General features: G+C 64.8%; 19 protein-coding genes and 1 pseudogene. 17 read left to right on the top strand and 3 right to left on the bottom strand.

Features of this window, described 5'->3' with window-relative positions:
- The first annotated feature begins 113 nt into the window (after positions 1 to 113).
- From O9K64_RS11225 to O9K64_RS11205, 5 genes are all read left to right on the top strand, one after another.
- Positions 114 to 1,283, top strand: a complete 1,170-nt coding sequence (locus tag O9K64_RS11225; protein WP_275098156.1) for an alkaline phosphatase family protein — start codon at positions 114 to 116, stop codon at positions 1,281 to 1,283.
- Positions 1,280 to 1,894 (top strand): flavin reductase family protein, encoded by a 615-nt coding sequence (locus O9K64_RS11220; protein ID WP_275098155.1) that lies wholly within the window; start codon positions 1,280 to 1,282, stop codon positions 1,892 to 1,894. The genes O9K64_RS11225 and O9K64_RS11220 overlap by 4 nt, the downstream gene beginning before the upstream one ends.
- A gap of 103 nt (positions 1,895 to 1,997) precedes the next feature.
- The gene (locus tag O9K64_RS11215; protein WP_275098154.1) at positions 1,998 to 3,101 is read left to right on the top strand and encodes a bifunctional chorismate mutase/prephenate dehydrogenase; all 1,104 of its coding nucleotides are present in this window, start codon (positions 1,998 to 2,000) and stop codon (positions 3,099 to 3,101) included.
- Between the two features lie 31 nt (positions 3,102 to 3,132).
- Positions 3,133 to 4,422, top strand: coding sequence for a hypothetical protein (locus O9K64_RS11210; RefSeq protein WP_275098153.1), 1,290 nt, complete (start codon positions 3,133 to 3,135; stop codon positions 4,420 to 4,422).
- Positions 4,423 to 4,510: 88 nt separating this feature from the next.
- A complete protein-coding gene (locus O9K64_RS11205; protein WP_275098152.1) occupies positions 4,511 to 5,137 on the top strand; it encodes a DsbA family protein in 627 nt (208 codons plus the stop codon).
- Positions 5,138 to 5,164: 27 nt separating this feature from the next.
- Here the strand turns inward: O9K64_RS11205 and O9K64_RS11200 are convergent, their stop codons facing one another.
- From O9K64_RS11200 to O9K64_RS11190, 3 genes are all read right to left on the bottom strand, one after another.
- On the bottom strand, positions 5,165 to 5,839 hold the full coding sequence (locus O9K64_RS11200) for an endonuclease I family protein (RefSeq protein ID WP_275098151.1): 675 nt from the start codon (positions 5,837 to 5,839) through the stop codon (positions 5,165 to 5,167).
- Between the two features lie 82 nt (positions 5,840 to 5,921).
- Positions 5,922 to 6,353 carry a CBS domain-containing protein gene (locus O9K64_RS11195; RefSeq protein ID WP_275098150.1) on the bottom strand — a complete coding sequence of 144 codons (432 nt, stop codon included), beginning with the start codon at positions 6,351 to 6,353 and terminating at the stop codon, positions 5,922 to 5,924.
- A 128-nt stretch (positions 6,354 to 6,481) separates the two neighbouring features.
- A complete protein-coding gene (locus O9K64_RS11190) occupies positions 6,482 to 6,925 on the bottom strand; it encodes a hypothetical protein (protein ID WP_275098149.1) in 444 nt (147 codons plus the stop codon).
- Between the two features lie 429 nt (positions 6,926 to 7,354).
- Here O9K64_RS11190 and O9K64_RS11185 point away from each other — a divergent pair, with 429 nt between their 5' ends.
- The 12 genes and pseudogenes from O9K64_RS11185 (at position 7,355) to O9K64_RS11130 (ending at position 23,499) form a co-directional block, all read left to right on the top strand.
- Complete coding sequence (locus O9K64_RS11185; RefSeq protein ID WP_275098211.1) at positions 7,355 to 9,265, top strand: propionyl-CoA synthetase; 1,911 nt, start codon at positions 7,355 to 7,357, stop codon at positions 9,263 to 9,265.
- A 97-nt stretch (positions 9,266 to 9,362) separates the two neighbouring features.
- Positions 9,363 to 11,513 (top strand): methylmalonyl-CoA mutase, encoded by a 2,151-nt coding sequence (gene scpA / locus O9K64_RS11180; RefSeq protein ID WP_275098148.1) that lies wholly within the window; start codon positions 9,363 to 9,365, stop codon positions 11,511 to 11,513.
- Between the two features lie 79 nt (positions 11,514 to 11,592).
- Positions 11,593 to 13,125 (top strand): acyl-CoA carboxylase subunit beta, encoded by a 1,533-nt coding sequence (locus O9K64_RS11175; protein WP_260292951.1) that lies wholly within the window; start codon positions 11,593 to 11,595, stop codon positions 13,123 to 13,125.
- A gap of 227 nt (positions 13,126 to 13,352) precedes the next feature.
- Positions 13,353 to 15,335 carry an acetyl-CoA carboxylase biotin carboxylase subunit gene (locus O9K64_RS11170; protein WP_275098147.1) on the top strand — a complete coding sequence of 661 codons (1,983 nt, stop codon included), beginning with the start codon at positions 13,353 to 13,355 and terminating at the stop codon, positions 15,333 to 15,335.
- Positions 15,336 to 15,386: 51 nt separating this feature from the next.
- Positions 15,387 to 16,379 (top strand): methylmalonyl Co-A mutase-associated GTPase MeaB, encoded by a 993-nt coding sequence (meaB, locus tag O9K64_RS11165; protein ID WP_275098146.1) that lies wholly within the window; start codon positions 15,387 to 15,389, stop codon positions 16,377 to 16,379.
- Positions 16,380 to 16,644: 265 nt separating this feature from the next.
- Positions 16,645 to 17,043 (top strand): methylmalonyl-CoA epimerase, encoded by a 399-nt coding sequence (gene mce / locus O9K64_RS11160; RefSeq protein WP_275098145.1) that lies wholly within the window; start codon positions 16,645 to 16,647, stop codon positions 17,041 to 17,043.
- A 108-nt stretch (positions 17,044 to 17,151) separates the two neighbouring features.
- Complete coding sequence (can, locus tag O9K64_RS11155) at positions 17,152 to 17,793, top strand: carbonate dehydratase (RefSeq protein ID WP_275098144.1); 642 nt, start codon at positions 17,152 to 17,154, stop codon at positions 17,791 to 17,793.
- Positions 17,790 to 18,236: a YiiD C-terminal domain-containing protein gene (locus O9K64_RS11150; protein WP_275098143.1), complete on the top strand. Its 447-nt coding sequence runs from the start codon at positions 17,790 to 17,792 to the stop codon at positions 18,234 to 18,236. Before can ends, O9K64_RS11150 begins: the two co-directional genes overlap by 4 nt.
- A gap of 405 nt (positions 18,237 to 18,641) precedes the next feature.
- Entirely contained in the window at positions 18,642 to 20,789 is a 2,148-nt protein-coding gene (locus O9K64_RS11145) for a PAS domain S-box protein (protein WP_275098142.1), read from the top strand.
- A gap of 94 nt (positions 20,790 to 20,883) precedes the next feature.
- A pseudogene (locus tag O9K64_RS11140) lies at positions 20,884 to 21,129 on the top strand (ATP-binding protein); the annotation flags it as partial.
- Position 21,130: 1 nt separating this feature from the next.
- On the top strand, positions 21,131 to 22,342 hold the full coding sequence (locus O9K64_RS11135; protein ID WP_275098141.1) for a response regulator: 1,212 nt from the start codon (positions 21,131 to 21,133) through the stop codon (positions 22,340 to 22,342).
- A complete protein-coding gene (locus tag O9K64_RS11130; RefSeq protein WP_275098140.1) occupies positions 22,342 to 23,499 on the top strand; it encodes an HD domain-containing phosphohydrolase in 1,158 nt (385 codons plus the stop codon). Before O9K64_RS11135 ends, O9K64_RS11130 begins: the two co-directional genes overlap by 1 nt.
- The last annotated feature ends 161 nt before the right edge of the window (positions 23,500 to 23,660 follow it).

Genomic DNA, 23,660 nt, shown 5'->3' with positions numbered 1-23,660 from the left:
GCACTGGCGGTCGCAGCGGCCTTCACCCGATGGGTGTATCGACGATTGCAGAGTAACTTTTTGCATGTTAATGGCTTACATGCAGCTCGAAGCGGTCAACTGAGGAATCCAGGATGATCTTTCCCGACTATCATGGCGGCAGCATTGCCAATCTCATGTCCTCCATCGCCTTGGCGATGGGGGGCTGGGAGACCGGGTATCTGCCGCTCGCCCGGCTGGACCGCGAGCGGCTGGGCCGGGTGCGCAACCTGGTGCTGCTGGTGGTGGACGGACTGGGCTATCTGCATCTCAAGGGGCAGGCCCCGCACAGCGTGCTGTTCCGCCACTGTGTGGACTCGCTGACCTCGGTCTGCCCGTCCACCACGGCCACCGCGATACCCACCTTTCTCACCGGCCTGCCGCCGCAGCAGCATGGACTGACCGGCTGGTTTACCTATTTCGCCGAAGTGGGCACCATCCTCACCGTGCTCCCCTACACCACGCGGCTGGGGCGCATGCCGATCGATGACCGGGAGTTGAATCCGCGCCGGCTGAGCGGGGTGCCGCCGCTCTATGACCGGCTGGCGGCGCAGAGCCATCTGGTGATACCGGACTGGATCGCCGGTACCACCTTCAACCGGGCGTTCACCGGAGCGGGCCGGCTTCGTCCCTACCGGGGAGGGCTGCAGGGGATGTTCCAGGGCATCGCCGGTGCGGTGGATGCGGGCAAGGGGCGTAATTTCATCTATGCCTACTGGCCGGAATTCGACAGTCTCTCCCATCAGCATGGGGTGGGGAGCGCCGAGGTGGCGGTACACCTGGCCGCACTGGATCAGGCCTTCGCCGGGCTGGTGGAGAATCTGCGCGGGACCGACACCCAACTGCTGGTGACGGCGGATCACGGATTTGTCGATACCACCCCGGAGCGGACCCTGCGGCTGTCGGCCCACCCGGAGCTGGCCGAGACCCTGATGATGCCGCTGTGCGGCGAACCCCGGTTGGCGTTCTGTTACGTGCATCCGGACCGGACCGGGCATTTCGAGCATTATGTCACCGACCGGCTGGGCGAGGCGGCGACCCTGTGCCGTAGCGCGCAGCTGTTGAACGAGGGGCGCTTCGGCCTGGGCGTGGCGCATCCACGGCTGCACGACCGCATTGGTCACTATGCCCTGCTAATGAAAGAGAACTATATAATCACCAGCGAACTGCCCGGAGAGCGGCCGCTCAGCCATATCGGCGTACATGGCGGCCTCTCGTCCCACGAGATGTATGTCCCCCTGATCAGCCTGGACTGTAATGCATGATTATCGACCTTGATGACCTGAGTAGCTCCGAGACCTATTTCGCCATGACCCAGGCGATCGTCCCCCGACCCATTGCCTGGGTGTTGTCCGAGAACGACGCGGGCGACTACAACCTGGCCCCCTTCTCCTATTTCAATGCCGTCTGCAGCGATCCGCCGCTGATCATGATCTCGCTGGGCAAGAAACCGGACGGTGCGCCCAAGGACACCCGGGTCAACATCGAGGCCCGGCGCTCCTTCGTGGTGCATATCGCCGGGGTCGATCAGATCAATCAGCTGAACGCCAGTTCGGCAACCCTGCCCGCCGGGGAGTCGGAGATCACCCATCTGGGGCTGGAGCTGGCCGACTTCCCCGGCTCCCGGCTGCCCCGCCTGGCCGGCAGCCGCCTGGCCATGGCCTGCGAACTGTACGAGGTGATGGAGCTGGGTGCGGCGCCCCAGGCGCTGATCTTCGGTCGCCTGACCCACCTCTACATCGACGACGGGGTGGCGGAGCGGGACCCCAAGGGCCGGCTCAAGATCCATGCCGAGCGCCTGAACCCGCTGGGCCGCCTGGGCGCCGGGGAGTATTTCGCCGGTGGCGAGGCGATCACCCTGCCCAGGCCGGCTTGAGCGGACGCGAACCCATTGCGAGAGATTCATGACAAAATTGCGCCGGTTGTGATAACGGCATCAGCGGACCGGCCTCCGGTCGGCCCAGACAGGTGATGGCAAGATGAAAGATCTGCAGGTGCTGCGGGAGCGACTCTCCCGGCTCGATGTAGAATTGCTGGAGATGGTGGCGCGCCGCCAGGAGATCGTGGCCGAGATCGGCCGGGTCAAATCCTCCGCCGGGAGGGGGACGCGGGACTATGCCCGGGAGAAGGATGTGCTGGATCTGGCCCGGCGCACCGCCCGCCGGGTCGGCTTGGATGAGGAGATCGGCGAGGAGATGTTCCGGCTGCTGATCCGTGCCTCGCTGGCGGCCCAGGAGCTGGACAAGGTCGCCTCCCACGGATTCGGCAGCGGCCAGCGGGCGCTGGTGATCGGCGGCGCCGGTCAGATGGGACAGTGGTTTGTCCGCTTCCTCGACGCCCAGGGCTACGCGGTGGAGATCTGTGATCCGCTGCCGGCCCGTTCCGGTCATCGGCGTCACCTCGCCCTGGAGGAGAGCGATCTCAGCCACGACCTGATAGTCATCGCCGCGCCGATCCAGCAGACGGTGCGGCTGCTGGAGCAGCTGGCCGAGCGCCGGCCGGGCGGGGTCATATTCGATATCAGCTCCCTCAAGGGGCCACTGGCCGACGCCCTGCAGAAACTGCGTGCCGCCGGCTGCCATGTCACCTCCATCCATCCCATGTTCGGTCCCGATACCGAGCTGCTCTCCGGGCGCAATGTGGTGTTCGTGGATCTGGGTGATGCCGCCGCTACCGCCACGGTGCAGGCGCTGTTCGCCTCCACCATGGTGGAGCAGGTGAGCATGTCACTGGACGGGCATGACCGGGCCATGGCCTATGTGCTGGGCCTCTCCCATGCCGTCAATATCGCCTTTTTCAACGCCCTCTCCCAGAGCGGCGAGCAGGCGGAGGCGCTGGCGACCCTCTCCAGCAGCACCTTCGACGCCCAGATGGATGTGGCCAGCCGGGTGGCGGAAGAGAATCCCTACCTTTATTTCGAGATCCAGTCCCTCAACGCCCACAGCCCGCGTGCCCTGGTGACCCTGCTCAACGCGGTCACCCAGGTGGCGGGGCGGGTGCTGGACGGCGACGAGCAGGGCTTTGTCGAGCTGATGGCCCAGGGCAAGGCATTTCTTGCCCGGCGTCCGGAGGACCGGCCGTGAGGGCCGAAATTGTGATGACAGGAGCTGCCGGGTGAGATTGAAAACAGTGTTGTTGATCCCCGTGGTCGTCGGCCTGCTGGCCTACGCGGCCGTTAAGGGGGTGCTCTATTACCAGGTCAAGAGCGAACTGGACCGGCTGGCCTCCCAGGTGGCGCCAGTCGCCAGGCTCACCTATGACGGGATCGCGTCGAGCCTCAGGGGCAGTGTGGCGGTAACCGGCATCACGCTGATGCCGGCCGGGGCGCCGGCGGGAATCCGGATCGAGCGGGTCGAACTGCGGGGTGACGGGCCGGAATTCCTGCTGGAGCTGCTCGGTGGCTTCGATCGACAGCGGCCGCCGCAACGGCTGCGGCTCGCCGTCAGCCGCATGGGGATACCTCTGGGGAGCGACTATCTGCCGGCCTGGGGGTCCGCGGCGGCTACCACCCCGGATCTCTGCAGCCTCGGCGGCCTGTTGGGCCAGACTGAGATCGAGCGCCTGGGTTTCCGCCAGCGGCTGGCCGACGCGCGGCTGCGTTACGACCACGACCGGCGCTCCGGAGTACTCACCCTGGGGTTGGAGTTCGCCCTGGATGGCCTGGCGGCGCTGAGTCTGGAGATGGTGCTCGGCAATCTGCCCGGCCCCGGGATGGAGTCGTTGCCGACACTGGGCCGTTTTTCGCTGCACTACCGCATAGACCCGGACTACATGCGCCGTGCGGTCGGGTACTGCGCCGGGCAGGCGGGTCTGCAACCGGCGGCCTTTGTCGACGGGCTGTTTTCCCGCGGCGCGGACTATTTTGCCAATAATCTGGGCTTCATCCCGGGCACGGATCTGCAGGCGGGTCTGCACCGGCTGATCAGCCGGCCCGGTGAGCTGCTGATCACCGCGGTACCCGACAGCCGCTTCAACCCCGCCCGGCTGCAGCAGTATACGGCCGCGGAGCTGGTCAGGCTGCTGGGTATCAAACTCAGTGTCAACGATCAGCCGGTGACTGATCTGGGCTTCCGCCTGGCGCGGGGCGATGCCGGACTGAGCCCCCTGTTCGGCGGTAGCGCTCCGCAGGGTGCCGCCGTGCCGGGCGAGGGAGCAGCCCCATCCGTCCCGGCGCCGAAATCCCCCCGGGCGCGCTACATCGCCACCCCGCTGGGCCAGCTGCCGCGTTATCTCGGGCGTGAGGCGCGGATCTTCGGTGCCGACCAGGCCGAGCCCCAACAGGGCATAATGATGGCGCTGCGTGACCAGCAACTCGAACTGGAGCAGCGAATGCATGGCGGCAAGATGACACTGTATATCCCGCTGGGAAAAATTCGCCGGGCAGAGGTGTTGCGCTGGGAGTGACAGGATTGGGAGTGACAGGATTGGGCGTGGCCGGGCGGTCGTCCACAGACTGAAGCATTGGCCGTTCGTGAGCGCGGAGGAGTAACAGATGAGCAGCAGGCTCTACTATGTCCATGACCCCATGTGCTCCTGGTGCTGGGCCTTCCGGCCAGTGCTGGTCCGGATCGTCGGCGCCCTGCCGGCCGGCGTGCCGCTGGTCAGGTTGCTGGGCGGCCTGGCCCCGGACAGTGACCAGCCGATGCCGCGACCGCTGCAGGAGTATCTGCAGACCACCTGGCACACCATCCAGCAGCGGGTGCCGGGCACGTCGTTCAATTTTGATTTCTGGAGCCGCTGCCGCCCGCGCCGTTCCACCTACCCGGCCTGCCGCGCGGTGATCGCCGCGCGCCAGCAGGGGGCGGAATTCGAGCCGGCAATGATCCTGGCAATCCAGCAGGCCTACTACCTGCGCGCCAGGAACCCCTCGGATGACGCCACCCTGATCGCCCTGGCGGGCGAGCTTGAGCTGGATCAGGCGCGCTTCGCCCGGGAGCTGAACGATCCGGCCACCCACCGGCAATTGACCCAGGAGATCGACTTTGCCCAGTCGATCGGCGCCGAGGGGTTTCCTTCGCTGATCCTGGAGCGGCGCGGGCGCTACCACCGGCTGAATCACGATTACCAGGATGCCGCGCCGCTGCTGACGCAACTGGCCGGCTGGCTGGCGGAGGATTGACGTTCAAAGGGAGGCGGAGAACATCCGTTATTTGAAACTCAGCGCCTCGGCCGCCTGGGGATTGTCGATGAAGCGGTTGCGCGTCCCCTGGTATTTGCCAATCAGCTCGTTGCGCCGCCGCTCCTCGGCGTCCGGTGGATCCTCCCGGTTCCACCGCTTCATCAGCTCGCCCTGGCGCCGGTAGAGGGTCAGCCCGTAGGTGTCGTGCATGTGGAACAGGGCACGGGCGATATTGCCCCGGCTGGCCGGGCGCGGCTCCACCACCCGCTGGCGCGGGTGGAACTCAAAGTCGCAACGGCCGAACTCGCGCTTTTCACCGGCGATCTCGGCAAACGGCAGGCTGCTGCGCACCTTGTTGATATCGGCCCGCACCGGGTAGAGGTTGTGCATGTCCGCCTCGATCCGGTTGAAGCGTTGACTCGTCTCCCGGCACAGCTTGCGGCTGCGGCAGCCCTCATCGCGTACCACCCAGGCCATCGGGAAGACGTGTTCGATATTGAAGCGACGACCGTGATAGGCGCCGAACTTTTCATCACAGTAGAGGGTGCGGCCGCCGGCGGGATAGATGCGATCCCAGAACACAGGCAGGGCATCCAGGTAGGCGTTGAAGAGCTGCTGTCCGGCCGCCTGGGCCGGGCTGACGGCGAACAGCGCGAGCAGGCAGAGCAGGGCGAGGCCGATCCGGGCGTTGCAATATTGCATAGGCTTGACAGGGGGTGTGGGCTGCGTGGGCGGCTGCCGCGAGCGGGAACGCGCCGCGCTCGCGGCGGGCAATGGTGTCGGCTCAGGAGTAGCTGATGTATTCCCGCAGATAGGTGGCCTCAACCGTGATGTCGGACAGTTGGGCCTTGACCAGGTCACCAATGGAGATCATGCCGGTCGGGATGCCGTTCTCGAGTACCGGCAGGTGTCTGAAGCGGTGCTCGGTCATCAGGGTCATGGCCTCGTCGACGCTGGTGGTGGGGCTCACCACAATCAGCTGACGGGTCATGGCATCCTCGACCACGGCGCCGCGCAGGTTGCCCTTGCTGGAGGAGCAGTAGCGGAGGATGTCGCGCTCGGTGGCGATGCCGTGCAGGGAGCCGTCCGCGGCCGTTACCAGCAGCGCACCCACCTTGCGCTCACACATGGTGTTGATCGCCTCCAGCAGGTCCATGCTGGCGGGAATGGTGATGACGCCGCCCGGTTTGTTCTGTAATACATCATTCAATGTCATTACCGCATCCTCCTTTGGCCTATGATTCGGTGTCGTCCCGTGACGGGCCGGGGTGGCGGCTGCAACGGGGCGGTTCTCTTAAGTAAAACAGATATTTCCCGGTCGTGCGATCTTTGTCGCGCGAGCTCTTAGTAGACATCCCGGAGGATGTCCAGGATCAGCCCGGTGGCGAGCTCGATCAACAGCACGTCGTTGTCCACCACCACCCGCTGATACTCCGGCCGCCGGGGTGGCAGCAACCGCTCCAGCCCCTCCGGCAACTCCCGTTTCTCCAGTCCCGGCGGGAGGTGACCGTTGCGCTCCAGTTGCCGTTCCAGGCCCGGCGGCAACCGGTCGCGCCTGGCCAGGCCGGGCGGCAGGCCCTTCTGCTTTTTCGCTGCCTTGTCCCGCTGCTGTTCATAGGCCGGCTGGCCGAAGCGCCCGCGGTAGTACTCTGCGATGGTGCGCCGCTCGATCTCACTGAACACGGCGCCCATCAGGGTGTCGCTGTCACGGGCCTGGGTGGTGAAAGGCAGGGCGATGAGGATCAGCAGCAGGCCGGCCAGCGGGGCGGTGTGTCGTTGCAGGTGCATAAGGGCTCCAATTCGTCTTCTTGTCTTGTATAGCATAGCATCCCCGTTGGAGGCGGGCGTCCGCATGGCGGTTTGGCCCATCTGTCGACCCCGGGGGAGGTCGGGTGAAAATGGTTCAGCCGCCGGCTATCTTTGCTATATTTCCCCAGAACACGTGGTGTAGCAGCGGCACGCCGCGCCGCTGGTAAGGCACTTTGGCAAGGAAGCCGGTGCCGATTTTCCCTTCTCTCGGTTTACAGTGAAAAACACCGACTGCAAATTAATTTGCAGTTATTAGGGATTACCATAAAAAGAACTGGTTATTTGAAAAAAATCCGGCTAAATAAGCATTTAGCTGTTTATTTTTCCTTTACGCAAACGTAATCTATGCGAAGCAATTAACATAATGGCCTGGTCCGGGATTTCCTCAGGCCGAGTATTTACCACCAACTGCGGAAGAGACTTATGAGCTACGAAGAGATCTATGCGCGTTCAATGGAGGATCCGGAGGGTTTTTGGGGAGAGCAGGCGGCCGCCATCGATTGGTACAAGCCGTGGGACAAGGTGCTCGACGCGAATCGCAAGCCGTTCTACCGCTGGTTTGCCGGTGGTGAGCTGAATACCTGCTACAACGCCCTGGATCGTCACGTTGAAAAAGGCCGTGCCGAGCAGGCCGCATTGATCTACGACAGCCCGGTGACCGGGGCCCAGCAGCGCTACAGCTACCGTGAGTTGCGCGATGCCGTGGCGCAATTCGCCGGCGTGCTGCGCGACCAGGGGGTGGCGAAGGGCGACCGGGTCATCGTCTACATGCCGATGATCCCCGAGGCCGCCATCGCCATGCTGGCCTGCGCCCGTCTCGGCGCCATCCACTCGGTGGTGTTCGGCGGTTTTGCCGCCAGGGAGCTGGCCACCCGCATCGACGACGCCAAGCCGAAGGTGATGGTCTCCGCCTCCTGCGGCATCGAGGGCAGCCGGGTGATCGAGTACAAGCCGCTGCTGGACGAGGCGATCGAGATCGCCGGCCACAAGCCCGAGCGCAGCGTCATCTATCAGCGCCCCCAGGCCACGGCCGCCATGCAGGAGGGACGCGACGTGGACTGGGCCTCGGCCGCTGCCGCCGCGACCCCGGCCGACTGCGTGCCGGTGGCCGCCACCGATCCTCTCTACATCCTCTACACCTCCGGCACCACCGGCATGCCCAAGGGCGTGGTGCGGGACAACGGCGGTCACGCCGTGGCCATGCAGTGGAGCATGAAGAACATCTACAACGTGGATCCGGGCGACGTGTTCTGGGCCGCCTCGGACGTGGGCTGGGTGGTGGGCCACTCCTACATCGTCTACGCACCGCTGCTGCACGGCGCCACCACCATCCTCTACGAGGGCAAGCCGATCGGAACCCCCGATCCCGGCGCTTTCTGGCGGGTCATCTCCGAACACAAGGTGAAGACCCTGTTCACCGCCCCCACCGCGTTCCGCGCCATCCGTCGCGAGGACCCGGAGGCGGAGTACCTGAAGAAGTACGACCTCTCCTGTTTCGAGGCCCTGTTCCTGGCCGGCGAGCGTTGCGACCCCGACACCCTGGGGTGGGCGCAGAAACAGCTGGCGGTGCCGGTGATCGACCACTGGTGGCAGACCGAGACCGGCTGGGGCATCGCCGCCAACTGCCTCGGCATCGAGGAGCTGCCGGTGAAGCCGGGTTCCCCCACGGTCTGTGTGCCGGGTTATGACGTGCGTATCCTGGACGAGAACGGCAACGAAGAGGCGGCCGGCGAGATCGGCCGCATCATGATCAAGCTGCCGATGCCCCCGGGCTGCCTGCCGACCCTGTGGCAGAACGACCAGCGCTTCGTCGACTCCTACCTGAGCGCCAACGACGGCTACTACCTGACCGGCGACGCCGGCTACAAGGACGCCGACGGCTACCTGTGGATCATGAGCCGCATCGACGACATCATCAACGTGGCTGGCCACCGCCTCTCCACCGGCGGCATGGAGGAGGTGCTCGCCTCCCATCCCGACGTGGCCGAGTGCGGGGTGATCGGCGCCGCCGACCAGTTGAAGGGCGAACTGCCGGTGGGGCTGGTGGTGCTCAAGGCGGGTGCCAACCGGCCCGAGGAGCAGGTGGTGGCCGAGCTGGTGGCCCTGGTGCGGCAGAAGATCGGACCGGTGGCGGCCTTCAAGAAGGTGGTGGTGGTGGAGCGCCTGCCCAAGACCCGTTCCGGCAAGATCCTGCGCGGCACCATGAAGAAGATCGCCGACGGCGAGGCGTATAAGATGCCGGCCACCATCGATGACCCCGCCATCCTGGATGAGATCACCGAGGCGCTGATCCGCATCGGCTACGCCCAGAAGCACTGAAATTCAGTCATATCGTGTGACAAAAGACCGGCGGCATCAGCCGCCGGATATTAATGAAGCAGGGGTGCCCGGCGTCCCTGCGCGGGAGTTATTCGCCATGGCCAAATCGCCAAAACCCACGCTGGATGACTGGAAACAACAGGCGGAGAAGGAGCTGCGCGGACGCCCCCTGGAGGCGCTGAACTGGCAGACCCCGGAAGGGATCGTCATCAAGCCGCTGTATACCGCCGCCGATCTGCGGGGGCTGGAGCACATCGACAGCCTGCCGGGCTTCGCCCCCTACCTGCGCGGGCCGCGCGCCACCATGTACGCGGGTCGCCCGTGGACGGTGCGCCAGTATGCCGGCTTCTCCACCGCCGAGGAGTCCAACGCCTTCTACAGGCGCAACCTGGCGGCCGGCCAGCAGGGACTGTCGGTGGCGTTCGACCTGGCCACCCACCGCGGCTATGACTCCGACCACCCGCGGGTGGTGGGTGACGTGGGCAAGGCCGGGGTGGCCATCGACTCGGTGGAGGACATGAAGATCCTGTTCGACAGCATCCCGCTGGACCAGGTGTCGGTCTCCATGACCATGAACGGAGCGGTGCTGCCGGTGATGGCCAGTTACATCGTCGCCGCCGAGGAGCAGGGGGTGCCGCCGGAGAAGCTGGCCGGCACCCTGCAGAATGACATCCTCAAGGAGTTCATGGTACGCAACACCTATATCTACCCGCCGGAACCGTCGATGCGCATCGTCGCCGACATCATCGGCTACACCGCCGCGCACATGCCCAAGTTCAACTCCATCTCCATCTCCGGCTACCACATGCAGGAGGCCGGCTCCACCCTGGTGCAGGAGCTGGCATTCACCATCGCCGACGGCCTGGAGTATGTGCGCGCCGCCTTGGCCAAGGGCCTGGACGTGGACCAGTTTGCGCCGCGGCTGTCGTTCTTCTTCGCCATCGGCATGAACTTCTTCATGGAGGCGGCCAAGCTGCGCGCCGCGCGACTGCTCTGGTCGGAGCTGATGGAGCAGCACTTCCAGCCCCGGGATGAGCGCTCCAGGATGCTGCGTACCCATTGCCAGACCTCCGGCGTCAGCCTGACCGCCAAGGACCCCTACAACAACGTCATGCGCACCACCATCGAGGCCATGGCGGCGGTGCTGGGCGGTACCCAGTCACTGCATACCAACGCCTTCGACGAGGCACTGGCCCTGCCCACCGACAACTCCGCGCGCATCGCCCGCAATACCCAGCTGGTGATCCAGGAAGAGACCGGCATCACCAAGGTGGTGGACCCGCTGGCCGGCTCCTATTACGTGGAGAGCCTGACCAACGCCATGGTGGAGGAGGCGCGCGCCCTGATCGACGAGGTCGAGGCGCTGGGCGGCATGACCAGGGCGGTGGAGTCCGGCATGCCCAAGCTGCGCATCGAGGAGGCGGCCGCGCTGCGCCAGGCGCGCATCGACCGCGGCGAAGAGGTGATCGTCGGTGTCAACAAGTACCAGCTGGCCCAGGAGCCGGAGATCGATGTGCTGGATATCGACAACACGGCGGTGCGCGAATCCCAGGTGGCGCGGCTGCAGCGGATCCGCGCCAGCCGCGATCCGGCGGCCCATCAGGCGGCCCTGGATGCGCTGGTGGCGGCGGCCAAAGATGGCAGCGGCAACCTGCTGGCGTTGGCGGTGGACGCGGCTCGCGCCCGCGCCACGGTGGGCGAGATCTCCGATGCCCTGGAGTCGGTCTACAACCGGCACAAGGCGATCACCCGCTCGGTCTCCGGGGTCTACGGTTCCGCCTACGAGGGCGACGAGGGGTTCGAGATGATCAAGCGGGAGATTGCCGCCTTTGCCGAGGAGCAGGGGCGCCGCCCGCGCATGCTGGTGGTGAAGATGGGCCAGGACGGGCATGACCGCGGCGCCAAGGTGATCGCCACCGCCTACGCCGATCTCGGTTTCGACGTGGACATCGGCCCGATGTTCCAGACCCCCGAGGAGGCGGCCCGCCAGGCGGCGGAAAACGATGTGCACGTGGTCGGCGTCTCGTCCCTGGCGGCCGGTCACAAGACCCTGGTGCCGGCCCTGATCGCGGCCCTCAAGGCGGAGGGGGCCGAGGATATCCTGGTGGTCTGCGGCGGCGTGATCCCGCCCAAGGATTACCCGCTGCTGCTGGAGATGGGGGTGGCCGCGGTCTACGGCCCCGGCACCCACATCCCGGCCTCGGCGGCGGAGCTGCTGGCCCTGATCCGACGCCGCCAGGACGGCTGAGAGTACAAGAATACGCCCCTCCCCCGAGACGGGGAGGTGTCAGGTGGCAACGCCACCGTTCAAGCTTGAGGAGAGATTCATGCAAGATATGATTAGCCGGCTCGATGAGAAGCGCGCGGCCGCGGTGAATGGCGGCGGCGAGAGACGCATCGAAAGCCAGCATGCCAAGGGCAAACTGACCGCGCGCGAGCGAATCGAGCTGTTCCTGGATCCCGGCTCGTTCGAAGAGTGGGACATGTTCGTCGAGCACGGCTGCAGCGAATTCGGCATGGAGAAGCAACGAATCCCGGGTGACGGCGTGGTGACCGGCTACGGCACCGTCAGCGGCCGCCTGGTGTTCGTCTTCAGCCAGGACTTCACCGTGTTCGGTGGCTCCCTCTCCGCCGCCCATGCGCAGAAGATCTGCAAGATCATGGATCACGCCATGAAGGTGGGCGCGCCGGTGATCGGCCTCAACGACTCGGGCGGCGCGCGCATCCAGGAGGGGGTGGAGTCGCTGGCCGGTTATGCCGACGTGTTCCAGCGCAATGTGCTGGCCTCCGGCGTGGTGCCGCAGATCTCCATGATCATGGGGCCCTGTGCCGGCGGCGCGGTCTACTCCCCCGCCATGACCGACTTCATCTTCATGGTCAAGGACACCTCCTACATGTTCGTCACCGGTCCGGAGGTGGTCAAGACCGTGACCCACGAGAGCGTGACGGCGGAGCAACTGGGCGGGGCGCTGACCCACACCAGCAAGTCCGGGGTGGCCGACCTGGCATTCGAGAACGACGTGGAGGCGTTGCTGATGTTGCGCCGCTTCGTCAACTTCCTGCCGGCCAACAACAAGCAGCTGCCGCCGGTGTGGCCGACCGACGATCCGGCCGACCGCAAGATCCCCTCCCTGGACACCCTGGTGCCGGCCGACCCCAACAAGCCCTACGACATGATGGAGCTGATCACCAAGATGGTCGACGACAACGACTTCTTCGAGATCCAGCCAGACTACGCCGCCAACATCATCACCGGCTTCGGCCGCCTGCAGGGTTCCAGCGTCGGCATCGTCGCCAACCAGCCGATGGTGCTGGCCGGCTGCCTGGACATCGACTCGTCGCGCAAGGCGGCCCGCTTCGTACGCTTCTGCGACGCCTTCAACATCCCGGTGGTCACCCTGGTGGACGTGCCGGGTTTCCTGCCGGGCACCAGCCAGGAGTACGCCGGCATCATCAAGCACGGCGCCAAACTGCTCTACGCCTACGCCGAGGCCACGGTGCCCAAGATCACCGTGATCACCCGCAAGGCCTACGGCGGCGCCTACGACGTGATGGCCTCCAAACACCTGCGCGGCGACGTCAACCTGGCCTGGCCGACCGCCGAGATCGCGGTGATGGGACCGAAGGGCGCGGTGGAGATCATCTTCCGCCAGGACCTGGGCAACCAGGAGAAGATCGCCGCCCGCACCGAGGAGTACCGGGAGAAGTTCGCCAACCCCTTCGTCGCCGGCAGCCGCGGCTTTATCGATGACGTGATCATGCCGCACAGCACCCGCAAGCGCATCTGCCGCTCGCTGGCCATGCTCAAGGATAAGAAGCTGGAGAATCCCTGGCGCAAGCACGGCAACATCCCGCTGTAGGGGATCGGGTACCGGGGAGCCCGAAGCTTGAGTGGAAAGCTGGATGGCACTTATCGACGTTCGAAGCGCTGAATATGTAGGGTGGATAAGCCTGCGCATCCACCGCCACAGGCCGGATAATGGTGGATGCGCTGACGCTTATCCACCCTACAGGTACGGGTAGATAACCTTTTACCTATTCGCGTTTATTTGCGTTCATTCGCGGCTAACAAACAGAGACATAAAATATGTTTGAAAAAATACTGATAGCTAACCGTGGTGAGATTGCCTGCCGGGTGATCAGGACTGCCCGCAAGATGGGCGTCAAGACCGTGGCGGTCTTCTCGGATGCCGACCGCGAGGCGCTGCACGTGAAGCTGGCGGACGAGGCGGTGCACATCGGCCCTGCCGCCTCTTCCGAGAGTTACCTGGTGATGGAGCGCATCATCCAGGCGTGCCGCGATACCGGCGCCCAGGCGGTGCACCCGGGGTACGGTTTCCTGTCCGAGAACTCGGTGTTCTGCGAGGCGCTGGAGAAGGAGGGCATCGCCTTTATCGGCCCGGCCACCCTGGCCATCAATAGCATGGGCGACAAGATTACCTCCAAGAACTTGGCGGCGCAGGCCGGGGTCAATGTGATCCCCGGCTATACCGACGTGGTGCGGGACGCCGAACAGGCGGTGGAGATCTCCAACGGCATCGGCTATCCGGTGATGCTCAAGGCCTCCGCGGGGGGCGGCGGCAAGGGCATGCGGGTGGCCTGGAACGAGGCGGAGTGCCGCGACGGCTTCGAGCGTGCCACCAACGAGGCGCGCTCCAGTTTCGGTGACGATCGGGTGTTCATCGAGAAGTTCATCGAAGAGCCGCGCCACATCGAGATCCAGGTGATGGCCGACACCCACGGCAACGTGATCTACCTGGGGGAGCGCGAGTGCTCGATCCAGCGGCGCCATCAGAAGGTGATCGAGGAGGCCCCCTCGCCGTTCATCGACGAGGCGACCCGCAAACAGATGGGCGAACAGGCGGTACGCCTGGCCAAGGCGGTGGAGTACCGCTCCGCCGGTACCGTGGAGTTCATTGTCGATGCCAAGCGCAACTTCTATTTCCTGGAGATGAACACCCGCCTGCAGGTGGAGCACCCGGTCACCGAACTGGTCACCGGCCAGGACCTGGTGGAGCTGATGATCCGCGTCGCCGACGGTGAGGAGCTGCCGCTCCGGCAGGAGGATGTGAAACTGACCGGCTGGGCCATGGAGTCGCGGGTCTATGCCGAGGACCCGTTCCGCAACTTCCTCCCCTCCATCGGCCGCCTGGTCAAATACGAGCCGCCGGTGGGCGAGCATGTGCGGGTCGACACCGGTGTCTACGAGGGTGGCGAGGTCTCCATGTACTACGACCCGATGATCGCCAAGCTGATCACCTACGGGGCGGATCGCAATGAGGCGATCCACCGTATGCAGGACGCCCTGGATGCCTACTGTATCCGCGGCGTGCGGCACAACATCAGCTTCCTAAATGCCCTGATGGTACACCCGCGCTTTATCGAAGGGCGGCTCACCACCAACTTCATTGCCGAGGAGTACCCGGACGGCTTCGACGCCTCCTGCGTGCCCCAGGACGACCCGGCCAAGGCGATCGTCGTCGCCGCCATGATCCATCGCCAGTACATGGACCGGGCCGCCCGGCTCAGCGGCCAGCTGCGCGGCCATGAGCGCAGGGTCCACGACGAGTGGGTGGTGGTGGTCGACGGGGTACAGCACCATGTGCTGACGGCACCGGCCGATGGCGGTTATCAGGTGGAGTACAACGGCGAGCGCTATGCGGTGACCACCGAGTGGGCGCTGGGCCAGCTGCTACTGCACAGTACCATCAATGGCGAGTCGGCCTGCTTCCAGGTGGAACGCAAGGGGCTGTGGCTGCGGCTGACCCATCGCGGCAACCAGACCGACGCCCTGGTGATGGCCGCCCGGGCGGCGGAGCTGCATGCCCTGATGCCGGAGAAGGAGGCGCCGGATCTCTCCCGGTTCCTGCTCTCGCCCATGCCCGGGCTGCTGGTCAAGGTGTCGGTGGAGGAGGGGCAGGAGGTCAAGGCCGGGGAAGAGCTGGCGGTGATCGAGGCGATGAAGATGGAAAACGTGCTGCGTGCCGTGCAGGATGGCGTGGTCGGCAGCATCCAGGCCCAGGTCGGTGACAGCCTGAGCGTGGATCAGGTGATTATCGAGTTCGAGTGAGAGTCATAGAGGGCAGGATTGTTAGCCGCGAATTTAGGCAGTGGATTTCAAATGACGGACACGGAACAATTGGCCGAACAGCTGCTGGCGGGCAACCGCAGGGCGCTGGCACGCGCCATCACCCTGGTGGAATCGACCCGGCCCGAGCATCGGGTCCAGGCCAATGCCCTGCTGGAGCGGCTGACGCCGCATGCCGGCAACTCGATTCGCATCGGCATCAGCGGCGTGCCGGGGGCCGGCAAGTCCACCTTCATCGAGGCCGCCGGGCTGCACATCCTGGAGCAGGGTCATAAGCTGGCGGTGCTGGCGGTGGACCCCTCCTCCGCCCTCAGCGGCGGCTCGATCCTCGGCGACAAGACGCGCATGGAGGAGCTGTCGCGGGCGCGCGACGCCTTCATCCGCCCCTCTCCGGCGGGTAGAACCCTGGGGGGCGTTACCCGGCGCACCCGGGAGACCCTGCTGCTGTGCGAGGCGGCCGGTTTCGACGTGGTGATCGTCGAGACGGTGGGGGTCGGCCAGTCGGAGACCGCGGTGGCCGACATGACAGACATGTTCCTGCTGCTGTTGCTGCCGGGCGGCGGCGACGACCTGCAGGGGATCAAGCGCGGCATCATGGAGTTGGCCGACCTGGTGCTGGTGAACAAGGCGGACGGCGACCTGGTGGCCACCGCCAACCACTCGGCCAGCGACTATATCCACGCCCTGAAACTGCTGCATCCGCGCACCCGCGACTGGCGGGTGCCGGTCAAGACCTGTTCCGCCCTGGAGGGGCGCGGCATCGCCGAGGCGTGGCAGACGGTGTGCCGCTTTCACGAACTGCTCACCGCCAGCGGCGAGCTGGCCCGGCGGCGCGCCCAGCAGGCCAAGGCGTGGATGTGGAGCGAAACGGCGGAGAACCTGCTCGGCGCCCTGCGCGCGGATGCCCGGGTGGCGCGGCTGATCCCGCAACTGGAGCAGGCGGTGATCGCCGGCACCCTGCCCCCGACCTTGGCGGCCGCCCAGCTGCTGAGGGCCTTTCTACGCGATGAGCGGCTGCCTGAATGAGGGCTTGGCCGGATCGGATCGCCAGGGTATGTCACGGCGACCCCGGTATCCTCCTCGTTCCCACGCTCCGAGACTGTGAAAGAATTGCCAAATGACGCAAAAAGGGGGGTACCCAAACCCTTCCCGAGATGGCGATCGCCTCTCTACGGGCTTCTCAGGCGGTCAATTTTTTTGCCGCGTTGATCAGCCTGAATACTTTCACAGTCTCTCCGCGTGGGAATGCATATTTGACGCACGAGACCATTATTCTTCAGAGGTGATACCAATGATCGGAAAACTGAATCACGTCGCCATCGTGGTGCCCGACCTGGCGGCCGCCACGGCCATCTACCGGGACACCCTGGGCGCCCGGGTTTCCGAACCCCTGGAACTGCCCGAGCACGGCGTGGTCACGGTGTTCGTGGAGTTGCCCAATACCAAGATCGAGTTGCTCTATCCTTTGGGTGAGGAGTCGCCCATCGCCAGGTTTCTGGAGAACAACCCCGCTGGCGGGGTGCACCACCTCTGCTACGAGGTGGCGGACATCCGGGCGGCGGCGGAAAAGATGCGGGCGGCCGGGGCGCGGGTACTGGGGGATATCCGGATCGGCGCCCACAACAAGCCGGTGCTGTTCCTGCATCCGAAGGATTTCTGCGGCACCCTGGTGGAGCTGGAGCAGGCGTAGACAACCCCCCTTGCCCGCGGCGGTGAATTTGCCGATACTTGCCGCGCGGCGTAGTCCGTTGGGGTGCGCAAGCTCACCCCAACGCGGTTTCTGAACACAAGGTTGACCATGGCCACCATCGAACAGCTGTTTGAATACAACGCCGACTGGGCGGCCCGCATCAAGGCGGAGGACCCGGCCTTTTTCGACAAGCTGTCCAAACAGCAGTCGCCGGAGTACCTCTGGATCGGCTGTTCCGACAGCCGGGTGCCGGCCAATCAGATCACCGGCCTGCTCCCCGGCGAGATTTTCGTCCACCGCAATGTCGCCAACATGGTGATCCACACCGACCTCAACTGCCTCTCGGTGGTGCAGTACGCGGTGGAGGTGCTGCGGGTGAAACACATCATCGTCTGCGGCCACTACGGCTGCGGCGGCGTCGCGGCGGCGCTGCACAACCGCCCCCTGGGGCTGATCGACAACTGGATCCGCAATATCAAGGATGTCTATTTCCGCCATCAGGCGCGCTTCGAGGCCTGTATCGATCAGGAGGAGCGGGTGGATATCCTGTGCGAGCTGAATGTCATCGAACAAGTCGCCAACCTGACCCGCACCACCATCGTCCAGGATGCCTGGAGCCGCGGCCAGCCACTCTCGGTACACGGCTGGATCTACAGTATCCGAGACGGCATCCTGCGCGATCTGGACGTCAGCTATGATGCCGCGGGGCAGCTCCCCGCCGTCTATCGGCATATGCCGGTGAAAATATGAAACAGCGACTGGCGCTGCTGCAGGAGACCCTGCACCGTGAGCTGCCCCTGACCCGTACCATGGGGGTGCGGGTGGAGGAGCATGACGGCCGCGAGCTGGTGTTCCTGGCCGACTTCGCACCCAATATCAATATCCACGGCACCGCCTTCGGCGGCAGCCTCTACAGCATCTGCGCGGTGGTCTGCTGGGGGATGCTGCACCTGAAGTACGAGGACGAGGGGCTGCACGCCCACAGCGTCCTGGGGGATGCCCGGATCAGCTACCGCCTGCCGGTGCGCGGTGAGATCAGGGCCCGCTGCCGGCTGCCGGCGGATGGCAGCTATGAAGCCTTTATCGAAAACCTCCGCGCCGGCAAACGCAGCCGCATCGAGCTGACGGCCGAGATCCTGGTGGAGCGCGGCGTTGCCGTGCGCTTCATCGGCAGCTATTCCGCCAGCACCTGAGCCACGAAGGTCGGAGTCAAGGTGTCCACGCAGCGAACGTGCTGCTTCGCCGCGGTTTCTCATGCTGAACTTGGCCCGAAGCAGATGTAGGGTGGTCGTTTCTGTTTGAGGGATGGTGCGCATAAAGAACTTGACCCAAGGCCGTGGATTCTTGCGCGGGTCCTTGGTTACACGACGCCTCCCACTGTCATTGCCCTGGCGGGCCTGCCGATTGAACGACTTTATCTCCCGCCGAATAGTTACAGAAATTCATCCCACTGCCGATGACAATTAGGGACTTCTGGTCTTTATACTTCGTAATGGGCTCCCGGTAGTGGCGATACAGGACCGCTGGTCGCACACCGCCATCAGGGCCGCCCGGAGATGGACCTCCGCCGGATCACGGGAGGGCCGAAGGATTGATCGATGAGTGATGGGCAATATACCGATTGGGAACGCGCCGCCAGGGAGAGCGGTCTGCACTTGGTGTTGGTGCTGCTGCTGCAGATCCAGTTGGCCAATCGGCCGTTGCGTGACTGTCTCGGGGATGCCCTGGCCATCATCCTGACCGCCCCCTTTTCCGCCCTGCAGCCCTCCGGGGCGATCTTTCTCGCCAATCAGGAGAAGCGCGAGCTCGAACTGCTGGTGGAGCGGCATCTGGCCGAGCCGCTGAAGACCCTTTGTAAGCGCATCCCCTTCGGCAGCTGCCTGTGCGGGCGGGCCGCCGTGGAGCGCCGGATCATCCACGCCGACGCTATCGACGAGCGCCACGAGATCAGCTTCGACGGCATTAAGCCCCACGGCCACTACAACGTGCCAATCATCTCCGGCGCCGCGGTGCTGGGGGTAATGGTGCTCTACCTGCCCGAAGGCCATGTGCGCAGCGACGAGGAGGAGCGGTTCCTGGAGACCGCCGCCCTGGTGATCGCCGGCATCATCGAGCGCAAGCGCTTCGAGGGGCAGCAGGAGAGCCACTACCAGAGCCTGATCGAAAACCTGCCGCAACGCCTCTTCTACAAGGATCGCAACTCCCGCTACGTCGCCTGCAACCGGCTCTATGCGGGCGACCTCGGTATTCAGTCCGGTGATATCAACGGCCGCATGGACAGTGACTTTTATCCACCGGAGATGGCCGCGCAGTTTGTTGATGAGGATCACCGGGTGATGCACACCGGTGAGACCCTGGCGGCGGATGTGCTGCGCACCTACCAGGGCCACGAGGCCTCCTACCACCGCCTGAAGGCACCACTGCGCGATGCCCGGGGTGAGGTGATCGGGGTGTTCGGCATGTATTGGGACAACTCGGAAGAGAAGCGCTCCCAGGCGGCCCTGAAGGAGAGCGAGGAGAAGTTCTCGGCCATGGCCAATTCGGCCCAGGATGCCATCGTGATGGTGAACCAGGACGAGGAGGTGATCTTCTGGAACATGGCCTCCGAGTCCATGTTCGGCTTCGAGGTCCAGGATATCGTCGGCCAACGGCTGGACGACTGGATCGAGCCGGGCGCCAGCCGGGACCAGTTTTCCAGCCTGGTGGAGCAACTCACGCGGCCCGGCAGGGGCCGCTCCGCCGGGCGCACCATCGAACTGAATGCGTTGAGAAAAAGCGGTACGGCGTTCCCGATCGAGCTCTCCATCTCCTCGCTGCTGCTGAAGGGGCAGTGGCATGTGATCGGCATCATCCGCGACATCTCGGAACGCAAGAAGGCGGAACAGGAGCGCCAGTTGATGGAGGTGCAGCTGCGCCAGGCGCAGAAGCTGGAGTCGATCGGGCAGCTGGCGGCCGGCATCTCCCATGAGATCAACACCCCCACCCAGTTCGTCGGTGACAACACCCAGTTTCTGAAAGAGGCCTTCAGCGACCTGAAGGGGCTGATCGATAGCTATGCTGAACTGGCCCGGACGCTGGAATCCCAGGACGGTCTAACCCACCTGGTCACCCCGGTGCGCGAGAAGGAGGCGGCGATCGATCTGGAGTTTCTCGAGCAGGAGATTCCCCGCGCCATCGATCAGGCGATCGAGGGGGTGGGCCGGATCAGCAAGATCGTGCGGGCGATGAAGGAGTTCTCCCATCCCGGAATGGTGGGTAAGGTGGAGACCGATATCAACCGGGCGATCCGCACCACCCTGGAGGTCTCCCGCAACGAGTGGAAATACGTGGCGGAGATCCAGCCCGATCTGGCCGAGGAGCTGCCGAAGATCCTCTGTGTGCCGGATCAGATCAACCAGGTGTTCCTCAATCTGATCGTCAATGCCGCCCATGCGATTGCCGACCACCTGGAGGCATCCGCCGAGCGCATGGGGACCATCGGCATCTCCACACGCCTGGTACACGGCCAGGTCGAGGTCCGGGTGAGCGACAGCGGCACCGGGGTGCCGGAAGAGATCAAGGGGCGCATCTTCGACCCCTTCTTTACCACCAAGGCGGTGGGCAAGGGCACCGGGCAGGGGCTTTGCATCGCCTATACCACGGTAGTGGAGCAGCACGGCGGCACCCTGCGGGTGGAGGACAATCCCGAGGGGGGCGCGGTTTTCGTGGTGACCCTGCCGCTGGAGTCGACCCGGCAGGCCGACTGAGCGGCCGGACGTGGCGGGCCGGGTGTTTGAGCAGGTGCTGAAAATTGGCTGACAGGGTGGCACGGACGGCACGCCGGGTTATGCGCAGGGACTCAATCAGGTGTTCCTGAATATGATTGTCAACGCCGCCCATGCTATAAGTGACAGCATAGCCCGGTCTGATGCGGCCCGGGAGTTGCTCGGCATCGCTACCCGGCGGCGGGCGGAGTGGCTGGAGGTGATTATTGCCGATAACGGCGCGGGCATAGCCGATGACATTATCACCAAGGTATTTGACCCCTTGTACACCACCAAGGAGGTGGGCAAGTGGAGTGGCCAGGACAAGGACAAGGAACAGTGAAATGAAAAGCAGGATTCTCTTTGTGGACGATGAACAGCACCTGCTGGACGGCCTGAAAAGATCCTTACGCAGCCAGCGCGATGTCTGGGAGATGGCCTTCGCCGCCTCCGCTGAGGAGGCCCTCCAGCTTGCCGCCGAGAATCACTTTGATGTGGTGGTGTCGGATATGCGCATGCCGGGGATGAACGGGGCGGAACTGCTGGAGCGGCTCTCGGACAGCTACCCGGATATGATCCGCCTGGTCCTGTCCGGCCATTCGGACGAGGCGCTGATTCTCAAGGCGGTGCCCTACGCCCACCAGTTCCTCTCCAAGCCCTGCGATGCCGATGTGATCAGGCAGGTCATCATCCGTTCCCTCAAGCTGAAATCGCTGGTGGCGGATGAGCGCATGCAGGCGCTGGTGTCGCAGATCCGCTCGTTGCCGACCCTGCCGAAGCTCTATGTGGAGCTGACCAATCTGCTCAACGCCGACCGGGTGTCGGTGCAGCGGGTGGGCGAGGTGATCGGCCAGGATCCGGCCATGGTCTCGAAGATCCTGCAGATGGTCAATTCGGCCTTCTTCGGGGTCGGCCATCACATCTCCAATCCGGTGCAGGCGGCCACCATGCTGGGTACCGAGACGCTGCGCGGGCTGGTGCTGTCGGCGGGGGTCTTCATGCAGTTCGATCCCAAGACCTTGAACGTCGGCGGCTTCACCCTGGAGGCGCTGCATCGTCACAGCCTGCAGGTGTCGCGGCTGGCCCGGGCGATCGCCGAATCCGTGGGGGCCGAGAAACAGGTGGTGGAGGACTCCCTGCTGGCGGGGCTGCTGCATGATATCGGCAAGCTGATCCTGGTGCAGAGCCTGCCAAACGAATACCAGCAGTTCTTTGACCAGGTGAATGACTGCAAGGCCGAGCTGCTGGAGGCGGAACGGGCGGTGTTCCGCGTCGACCATGGGCGGGTCGGCGCCTACCTGCTCGGCCTGTGGGCGTTGCCGGACAGCTTGGTGGAGGCGGTGGCCTATCACCACGAGCCGCAACTGTCCGAGCATTTCGGGTTCTCCCCGCTGTTGGCGGTGCACGTGGCGGACGCCATTACCTCGGTCAACTCCAGCGATGCGGCGGTCATCCCCGCCGGGCTGGACATGGCCTACCTGGAGGCTTCCGGGGTGGCGGACCGGCTGGATGAGTGGCGCGAAATCTACCACAGACAGCTGACGGAGGCCGGCTGATGGCGGCGCGGGTCCTGTTTGTCGATGATGAGGAGAACATCCTCAGCGCCATCAAGCGCCAGCTCAGAAAACAGTATGTGGTCGCCACCGCCCTGAGCGGCACCGAGGCGCTGGAGCTGATCAAGGGGAGCGAGGAGTTCGCCGTGATCGTCTCCGACATGCGCATGCCGGAGATGGATGGGGTCGAGTTTCTGCGCCAGGCCCGAGAGCTGTCGCCAAACAGCGTGCGGCTGATGCTCACCGGTAATGCCGACCAGCAGACCGCCATCGATGCGGTGAACCAGGGGGCGGTGTTCCGCTTCATGAACAAGCCTTGTCCACTCTCCCTGCTGGTGGAGAACGTGGAGGCGGCCCTGCAACAGTATCGCCTGATCAAGGCCGAACAGGAGCTGCTGGAGGGCACGGTCAACGGCTCCATCAAGCTGCTCACCGACATCCTCTCCATGGTGGCCCCGGAGACCTTCGGCAAACTGACCGAGTTGCGCGAGACGGCGCGGGAGATCGCCCGCGCCATGCGCCTGATGTCCACCTGGGACATCGAGATGGCGGCCATGCTCTCCAAGATCGCCTACGTCACCCTGCCGCCCCAGACCCTGGCCAAGGTGCGCGCCTCCAAGCCCCTGGGGCCGGCGGAACAGCTGGTGATCGAGCGGCTGCCCGAGACCAGCAGCAACCTGCTGGCCAATATCCCGCGCCTGGAACGGGTCGCCCGGATCATTCTCTACCAGCGCAAGAATTTTGACGGCAGCGGCTTTCCCAAGGATACCCTGGGCGGTGACGAGATCCCGCTGGAGAGCCGGATTCTGAAGGTGCTGCATGAGCTGTTGGTGCAGGAGGAGAAGGGCATCGCCACCAGTGCCTCGCTGAAACAGATGGGCGGCCACCCCGGGCGCTATGATCCCAAGGTGCTGCAGACGGTGGGCTGGTTCTTCATGGCGGCGGAAGAGGAGGAGAAGCTGCTGCCACCGATTCACGTGGCGGTCGGCGCCCTTACGCCGGGCGCGGTGCTGATCAACCCGGTGGAGACGGTGGAAGGCCTTACCCTGATCACCGCGGGACAGAAGCTGACCGAGACCATGATCCAGCGGCTGGTGAATTATCACGACGTGCACCGGGTCAAGGAGCCGATCAAGATCGCCATGCCGGCGGAGACCTGACTCCGCGCCATAGTGAGTAGGATGGGTGGAGGCGCGCGGCGCCGTTGTTGGAGGTATCCACGGCGACCGGTGGCGCCGTAACCCATCTTCGGGTCTGGGGACATGATGGGTTACGCGCCTGGAAAGTGCCGGTAGACACCACATGGGAGGGGGCGCTCCAC

The sequence above is a fragment of the Sedimenticola hydrogenitrophicus genome, from assembly GCF_029017505.1.
In the GTDB taxonomy this organism is placed as follows: domain Bacteria; phylum Pseudomonadota; class Gammaproteobacteria; order Chromatiales; family Chromatiaceae; genus Sedimenticola; species Sedimenticola hydrogenitrophicus_A.
Note: the sequence above shows the minus strand (reverse complement) of the source record. Positions and strands in the feature narration are given on the sequence as shown.